General features: G+C 52.8%; 6 protein-coding genes and 3 pseudogenes. 8 read left to right on the top strand and 1 reads right to left on the bottom strand.

Annotated elements, in window-relative coordinates; genetic code table 11:
* Nucleotides 1–538 (bottom strand): annotated as a pseudogene (gene intI1, locus FTV30_RS15010) (class 1 integron integrase IntI1); the annotation flags it as partial.
* A gap of 155 nt (nt 539–693) precedes the next feature.
* Here intI1 and dfrA16 point away from each other — a divergent pair.
* The 8 genes and pseudogenes from dfrA16 (at nt 694) to FTV30_RS15050 (ending at nt 7,484) form a co-directional block, all read left to right on the top strand.
* Nucleotides 694–1,167 (top strand): trimethoprim-resistant dihydrofolate reductase DfrA16, encoded by a 474-nt coding sequence (dfrA16, locus tag FTV30_RS15015; RefSeq protein ID WP_032490158.1) that lies wholly within the window; start codon nt 694–696, stop codon nt 1,165–1,167.
* 164 nt (nt 1,168–1,331) lie between these two features.
* Nucleotides 1,332–2,198 carry a PSE family carbenicillin-hydrolyzing class A beta-lactamase CARB-2 gene (locus tag FTV30_RS15020; protein ID WP_001931474.1) on the top strand — a complete coding sequence of 289 codons (867 nt, stop codon included), beginning with the start codon at nt 1,332–1,334 and terminating at the stop codon, nt 2,196–2,198.
* 117 nt (nt 2,199–2,315) lie between these two features.
* Nucleotides 2,316–3,154, top strand: a pseudogene (locus FTV30_RS15025) (AadA family aminoglycoside 3''-O-nucleotidyltransferase).
* A gap of 214 nt (nt 3,155–3,368) precedes the next feature.
* A complete protein-coding gene (locus FTV30_RS15030) occupies nt 3,369–4,628 on the top strand; it encodes a chloramphenicol efflux MFS transporter CmlA6 (protein WP_001256773.1) in 1,260 nt (419 codons plus the stop codon).
* A 92-nt stretch (nt 4,629–4,720) separates the two neighbouring features.
* Nucleotides 4,721–5,559: pseudogene (gene aadA1, locus FTV30_RS15035) on the top strand (ANT(3'')-Ia family aminoglycoside nucleotidyltransferase AadA1).
* 116 nt (nt 5,560–5,675) lie between these two features.
* Entirely contained in the window at nt 5,676–6,023 is a 348-nt protein-coding gene (locus tag FTV30_RS15040; RefSeq protein WP_000679427.1) for a quaternary ammonium compound efflux SMR transporter QacE delta 1, read from the top strand.
* Nucleotides 6,017–6,856 carry a sulfonamide-resistant dihydropteroate synthase Sul1 gene (gene sul1, locus FTV30_RS15045; protein ID WP_000259031.1) on the top strand — a complete coding sequence of 280 codons (840 nt, stop codon included), beginning with the start codon at nt 6,017–6,019 and terminating at the stop codon, nt 6,854–6,856. The genes FTV30_RS15040 and sul1 overlap by 7 nt, the downstream gene beginning before the upstream one ends.
* A gap of 127 nt (nt 6,857–6,983) precedes the next feature.
* Nucleotides 6,984–7,484 carry a GNAT family N-acetyltransferase gene (locus FTV30_RS15050; protein ID WP_000376623.1) on the top strand — a complete coding sequence of 167 codons (501 nt, stop codon included), beginning with the start codon at nt 6,984–6,986 and terminating at the stop codon, nt 7,482–7,484.
* Nucleotides 7,485–7,561: the final 77 nt, after the last annotated feature.

Below are 7,561 nucleotides of genomic sequence, written 5' to 3' on the forward strand. Positions count from 1 at the left end.
ACATCAAGGCCCGATCCTTGGAGCCCTTGCCCTCCCGCACGATGATCGTGCCGTGATCGAAATCCAGATCCTTGACCCGCAGTTGCAAACCCTCACTGATCCGCATGCCCGTTCCATACAGAAGCTGGGCGAACAAACGATGCTCGCCTTCCAGAAAACCGAGGATGCGAACCACTTCATCCGGGGTCAGCACCACCGGCAAGCGCCGCGACGGCCGAGGTCTTCCGATCTCCTGAAGCCAGGGCAGATCCGTGCACAGCACCTTGCCGTAGAAGAACAGCAAGGCCGCCAATGCCTGACGATGCGTGGAGACCGAAACCTTGCGCTCGTTCGCCAGCCAGGACAGAAATGCCTCGACTTCGCTGCTGCCCAAGGTTGCCGGGTGACGCACACCGTGGAAACGGATGAAGGCACGAACCCAGTGGACATAAGCCTGTTCGGTTGGTAAGCTGTAATGCAAGTAGCGTATGCGCTCACGCAACTGGTCCAGAACCTTGACCGAACGCAGCGGTGGTAACGGCGCAGTGGCGGTTTTCATGGCTTGTTATGACTGTTTTTTTGTACAGTCTATGCCTCGGGCATCCAAGCAGCAAGCGCGTTACGCCGTGGGTCGATGTTTGATGTTATGGAGCAGCAACGATGTTACGCAGCAGGGCAGTCGCCCTAAAACAAAGTTAACTCGAGGGAGAAATCGTGAAGTTATCACTAATGGCTGCCAAGTCGAAGAACGGTATTATCGGTAATGGACCAGATATTCCATGGAGCGCCAAAGGCGAGCAACTTCTATTTAAGGCAATTACATATAATCAATGGCTTTTAGTTGGACGCAAAACTTTTGAGTCAATGGGCGCTCTCCCAAATCGAAAGTATGCAGTTGTAACTCGCTCTAATTTTTCTACGAATGATGAGGGTGTAATGGTTTTCTCCTCAATTCAGGATGCCTTAATAAATTTAGAGGAAATCACGGATCATGTTATCGTTTCTGGTGGTGGTGAAATATACAAAAGCTTGATTTCCAAAGTAGATACTTTGCATATTTCAACAGTCGACATCGAGCGAGATGGAGACATAGTTTTTCCTGAAATCCCAGATACATTCAAGTTGGTATTTGAGCAAGATTTCGAGTCTAACATTAACTATTGTTATCAAATCTGGCAAAAGAGTTAACAAGCGCCTGCAATCTGACCTCCGGTTACTGTCACCTTTTTTTGCGGTGGAGCTGCAAAAAAGGCGCCATTAACCTCCGGCAGTTGAGGCGGGCGTTAGCCATATTATGGAGCCTCATGCTTTTATATAAAATGTGTGACAATCAAAATTATGGGGTTACTTACATGAAGTTTTTATTGGCATTTTCGCTTTTAATACCATCCGTGGTTTTTGCAAGTAGTTCAAAGTTTCAGCAAGTTGAACAAGACGTTAAGGCAATTGAAGTTTCTCTTTCTGCTCGTATAGGTGTTTCCGTTCTTGATACTCAAAATGGAGAATATTGGGATTACAATGGCAATCAGCGCTTCCCGTTAACAAGTACTTTTAAAACAATAGCTTGCGCTAAATTACTATATGATGCTGAGCAAGGAAAAGTTAATCCCAATAGTACAGTCGAGATTAAGAAAGCAGATCTTGTGACCTATTCCCCTGTAATAGAAAAGCAAGTAGGGCAGGCAATCACACTCGATGATGCGTGCTTCGCAACTATGACTACAAGTGATAATACTGCGGCAAATATCATCCTAAGTGCTGTAGGTGGCCCCAAAGGCGTTACTGATTTTTTAAGACAAATTGGGGACAAAGAGACTCGTCTAGACCGTATTGAGCCTGATTTAAATGAAGGTAAGCTCGGTGATTTGAGGGATACGACAACTCCTAAGGCAATAGCCAGTACTTTGAATAAATTTTTATTTGGTTCCGCGCTATCTGAAATGAACCAGAAAAAATTAGAGTCTTGGATGGTGAACAATCAAGTCACTGGTAATTTACTACGTTCAGTATTGCCGGCGGGATGGAACATTGCGGATCGCTCAGGTGCTGGCGGATTTGGTGCTCGGAGTATTACAGCAGTTGTGTGGAGTGAGCATCAAGCCCCAATTATTGTGAGCATCTATCTAGCTCAAACACAGGCTTCAATGGCAGAGCGAAATGATGCGATTGTTAAAATTGGTCATTCAATTTTTGACGTTTATACATCACAGTCGCGCTGATAAGGCTAACAAGGCCATCAAGTTGACGGCTTTTCCGTCGCTTGTTTTGTGGTTTAACGCTACGCTACCACAAAACAATCAACTCCAAAGCCGCAACTTATGGCGGCGTTAGACATCATGAGGGTAGCGGTGACCATCGAAATTTCGAACCAACTATCAGAGGTGCTAAGCGTCATTGAGCGCCATCTGGAATCAACGTTGCTGGCCGTGCATTTGTACGGCTCCGCAGTGGATGGCGGCCTGAAGCCATACAGCGATATTGATTTGTTGGTTACTGTGGCCGTAAAGCTTGATGAAACGACGCGGCGAGCATTGCTCAATGACCTTATGGAGGCTTCGGCTTTCCCTGGCGAGAGCGAGACGCTCCGCGCTATAGAAGTCACCCTTGTCGTGCATGACGACATCATCCCGTGGCGTTATCCGGCTAAGCGCGAGCTGCAATTTGGAGAATGGCAGCGCAATGACATTCTTGCGGGTATCTTCGAGCCAGCCATGATCGACATTGATCTAGCTATCCTGCTTACAAAAGCAAGAGAACATAGCGTTGCCTTGGTAGGTCCGGCAGCGGAGGAATTCTTTGACCCGGTTCCTGAACAGGATCTATTCGAGGCGCTGAGGGAAACCTTGAAGCTATGGAACTCGCAGCCCGACTGGGCCGGCGATGAGCGAAATGTAGTGCTTACGTTGTCCCGCATTTGGTACAGCGCAATAACCGGCAAAATCGCGCCGAAGGATGTCGCTGCCGACTGGGCAATAAAACGCCTACCTGCCCAGTATCAGCCCGTCTTACTTGAAGCTAAGCAAGCTTATCTGGGACAAAAAGAAGATCACTTGGCCTCACGCGCAGATCACTTGGAAGAATTTATTCGCTTTGTGAAAGGCGAGATCATCAAGTCAGTTGGTAAATGATGTCTAACAATTCGTTCAAGCCGACCGCGCTACGCGCGGCGGCTTAACTCCGGCGTTGGGCGCACAATAAGGCTCCTTGCAGAGTTGCTTGAAAGTTGTTACGATTCAAATTTAATCATGAGATAGTCAGCAGATGAGCACTTCCAAGAACGCAGACAAGTAAGCCGCAGCAACCTTCATTTTTCGGTTGTTGCGGCGTTCTCATGAATCCTTTTGCTCTACGGGAGCGCCGCCAAATCCTTTGTTCAAGGAGATGGTTTCGTGCGCTCAAAAAACTTTAGTTGGCGGTACTCCCTTGCCGCCACGGTGTTGTTGTTATCACCGTTCGATTTATTGGCATCACTCGGCATGGACATGTACTTGCCAGCAGTGCCGTTTATGCCAAACGCGCTTGGTACGACAGCGAGCACAATTCAGCTTACGCTGACAACGTACTTGGTCATGATTGGTGCCGGTCAGCTCTTGTTTGGACCGCTATCGGACCGACTGGGGCGCCGCCCCGTTCTACTGGGAGGTGGCCTCGCCTACGTTGTGGCGTCAATGGGCCTCGCTCTTACGTCATCGGCTGAAGTCTTTCTGGGGCTTCGGATTCTTCAGGCTTGTGGTGCCTCGGCGTGCCTTGTTTCCACATTTGCAACAGTACGTGACATTTACGCAGGTCGCGAGGAAAGTAATGTCATTTACGGCATACTCGGATCCATGCTGGCCATAGTCCCGGCGGTAGGCCCATTGCTCGGAGCGCTCGTCGACATGTGGCTTGGGTGGCGGGCTATCTTTGCGTTTCTAGGTTTGGGCATGATCGCTGCATCTGCAGCAGCGTGGCGATTCTGGCCTGAAACCCGGGTGCAACGAGTTGCGGGCTTGCAATGGTCGCAGCTGCTACTCCCCGTTAAGTGCCTGAACTTCTGGTTGTACACGTTGTGTTACGCCGCTGGAATGGGTAGCTTCTTCGTCTTTTTCTCCATTGCGCCCGGACTAATGATGGGCAGGCAAGGTGTGTCTCAGCTTGGCTTCAGCCTGCTGTTCGCCACAGTGGCAATTGCCATGGTGTTTACGGCTCGTTTTATGGGGCGTGTGATACCCAAGTGGGGCAGCCCAAGTGTCTTGCGAATGGGAATGGGATGCCTGATAGCTGGAGCAGTATTGCTTGCCATCACCGAAATATGGGCTTTGCAGTCCGTGTTAGGCTTTATTGCTCCAATGTGGCTAGTGGGTATTGGTGTCGCCACAGCGGTATCTGTGGCGCCCAATGGCGCTCTTCGAGGATTCGACCATGTTGCTGGAACGGTCACGGCAGTCTACTTCTGCTTGGGCGGTGTACTGCTAGGAAGCATCGGAACGTTGATCATTTCGCTGTTGCCGCGCAACACGGCTTGGCCGGTTGTCGTGTACTGTTTGACCCTTGCAACAGTCGTGCTCGGTCTGTCTTGTGTTTCCCGAGTGAAGGGCTCTCGCGGCCAGGGGGAGCATGATGTGGTCGCGCTACAAAGTGCGGAAAGTACATCAAATCCCAATCGTTGAGAGAATGTGGCAAGCTATCGCCCAACAAATCGCTGCAGCCGACCCAAAACCGCTACGCGGTTTCGGTCGGCTGAGCTCAGGCGTTAAACATCATGAGGGAAGCGGTGATCGCCGAAGTATCGACTCAACTATCAGAGGTAGTTGGCGTCATCGAGCGCCATCTCGAACCGACGTTGCTGGCCGTACATTTGTACGGCTCCGCAGTGGATGGCGGCCTGAAGCCACACAGTGATATTGATTTGCTGGTTACGGTGACCGTAAGGCTTGATGAAACAACGCGGCGAGCTTTGATCAACGACCTTTTGGAAACTTCGGCTTCCCCTGGAGAGAGCGAGATTCTCCGCGCTGTAGAAGTCACCATTGTTGTGCACGACGACATCATTCCGTGGCGTTATCCAGCTAAGCGCGAACTGCAATTTGGAGAATGGCAGCGCAATGACATTCTTGCAGGTATCTTCGAGCCAGCCACGATCGACATTGATCTGGCTATCTTGCTGACAAAAGCAAGAGAACATAGCGTTGCCTTGGTAGGTCCAGCGGCGGAGGAACTCTTTGATCCGGTTCCTGAACAGGATCTATTTGAGGCGCTAAATGAAACCTTAACGCTATGGAACTCGCCGCCCGACTGGGCTGGCGATGAGCGAAATGTAGTGCTTACGTTGTCCCGCATTTGGTACAGCGCAGTAACCGGCAAAATCGCGCCGAAGGATGTCGCTGCCGACTGGGCAATGGAGCGCCTGCCGGCCCAGTATCAGCCCGTCATACTTGAAGCTAGACAGGCTTATCTTGGACAAGAAGAAGATCGCTTGGCCTCCCGCGCAGATCAGTTGGAAGAATTTGTTCACTACGTGAAAGGCGAGATCACCAAGGTAGTCGGCAAATAATGTCTAACAATTCGTTCAAGCCGACGCCGCTTCGCGGCGCGGCTTAACTCAAGCGTTAGATGCACTAAGCACATAATTGCTCACAGCCAAACTATCAGGTCAAGTCTGCTTTTATTATTTTTAAGCGTGCATAATAAGCCCTACACAAATTGGGAGATATATCATGAAAGGCTGGCTTTTTCTTGTTATCGCAATAGTTGGCGAAGTAATCGCAACATCCGCATTAAAATCTAGCGAGGGCTTTACTAAGCTTGCCCCTTCCGCCGTTGTCATAATCGGTTATGGCATCGCATTTTATTTTCTTTCTCTGGTTCTGAAATCCATCCCTGTCGGTGTTGCTTATGCAGTCTGGTCGGGACTCGGCGTCGTCATAATTACAGCCATTGCCTGGTTGCTTCATGGGCAAAAGCTTGATGCGTGGGGCTTTGTAGGTATGGGGCTCATAATTGCTGCCTTTTTGCTCGCCCGATCCCCATCGTGGAAGTCGCTGCGGAGGCCGACGCCATGGTGACGGTGTTCGGCATTCTGAATCTCACCGAGGACTCCTTCTTCGATGAGAGCCGGCGGCTAGACCCCGCCGGCGCTGTCACCGCGGCGATCGAAATGCTGCGAGTCGGATCAGACGTCGTGGATGTCGGACCGGCCGCCAGCCATCCGGACGCGAGGCCTGTATCGCCGGCCGATGAGATCAGACGTATTGCGCCGCTCTTAGACGCCCTGTCCGATCAGATGCACCGTGTTTCAATCGACAGCTTCCAACCGGAAACCCAGCGCTATGCGCTCAAGCGCGGCGTGGGCTACCTGAACGATATCCAAGGATTTCCTGACCCTGCGCTCTATCCCGATATTGCTGAGGCGGACTGCAGGCTGGTGGTTATGCACTCAGCGCAGCGGGATGGCATCGCCACCCGCACCGGTCACCTTCGACCCGAAGACGCGCTCGACGAGATTGTGCGGTTCTTCGAGGCGCGGGTTTCCGCCTTGCGACGGAGCGGGGTCGCTGCCGACCGGCTCATCCTCGATCCGGGGATGGGATTTTTCTTGAGCCCCGCACCGGAAACATCGCTGCACGTGCTGTCGAACCTTCAAAAGCTGAAGTCGGCGTTGGGGCTTCCGCTATTGGTCTCGGTGTCGCGGAAATCCTTCTTGGGCGCCACCGTTGGCCTTCCTGTAAAGGATCTGGGTCCAGCGAGCCTTGCGGCGGAACTTCACGCGATCGGCAATGGCGCTGACTACGTCCGCACCCACGCGCCTGGAGATCTGCGAAGCGCAATCACCTTCTCGGAAACCCTCGCGAAATTTCGCAGTCGCGACGCCAGAGACCGAGGGTTAGATCATGCCTAGCATTCACCTTCCGGCCGCCCGCTAGCGGACCCTGGTCAGGTTCCGCGAAGGTGGGCGCAGACATGCTGGGCTCGTCAGGATCAAACTGCACTATGAGGCGGCGGTTCATACCGCGCCAGGGGAGCGAATGGACAGCGAGGAGCCTCCGAACGTTCGGGTCGCCTGCTCGGGTGATATCGACGAGGTTGTGCGGCTGATGCACGACGCTGCGGCGTGGATGTCCGCCAAGGGAACGCCCGCCTGGGACGTCGCGCGGATCGACCGGACATTCGCGGAGACCTTCGTCCTGAGATCCGAGCTCCTAGTCGCGAGTTGCAGCGACGGCATCGTCGGCTGTTGCACCTTGTCGGCCGAGGATCCCGAGTTCTGGCCCGACGCCCTCAAGGGGGAGGCCGCATATCTGCACAAGCTCGCGGTGCGACGGACACATGCGGGCCGGGGTGTCAGCTCCGCGCTGATCGAGGCTTGCCGCCATGCCGCGCGAACGCAGGGGTGCGCCAAGCTGCGGCTCGACTGCCACCCGAACCTGCGTGGCCTATACGAGCGGCTCGGATTCACCCACGTCGACACTTTCAATCCCGGCTGGGATCCAACCTTCATCGCAGAACGCCTAGAACTCGAAATCTAACGTCCGTTCGGGCATCGAGGTCCATGTCGGGGTGGGACGGGCCCGTGGCTTCAAGATCACTTGCAGTCCGACCGCGA

Source organism: Acinetobacter sp. YH12255 (genome assembly GCF_013417355.1).
Taxonomy (GTDB): domain Bacteria; phylum Pseudomonadota; class Gammaproteobacteria; order Pseudomonadales; family Moraxellaceae; genus Acinetobacter; species Acinetobacter pseudolwoffii.

Bases quoted from the DNA above. Each gene is read 5' to 3' on its own strand.
- FTV30_RS15020 (WP_001931474.1), top strand. From the start codon at position 1,332: ATGAAGTTTTTATTGGCATTTTCGCTTTTAATACCATCCGTGGTTTTT.
- FTV30_RS15040 (WP_000679427.1), top strand. From the start codon at position 5,676: ATGAAAGGCTGGCTTTTTCTTGTTATCGCAATAGTTGGCGAAGTAATC.
- sul1 (WP_000259031.1), top strand. From the start codon at position 6,017: ATGGTGACGGTGTTCGGCATTCTGAATCTCACCGAGGACTCCTTCTTC.
- FTV30_RS15050 (WP_000376623.1), top strand. From the start codon at position 6,984: ATGGACAGCGAGGAGCCTCCGAACGTTCGGGTCGCCTGCTCGGGTGAT.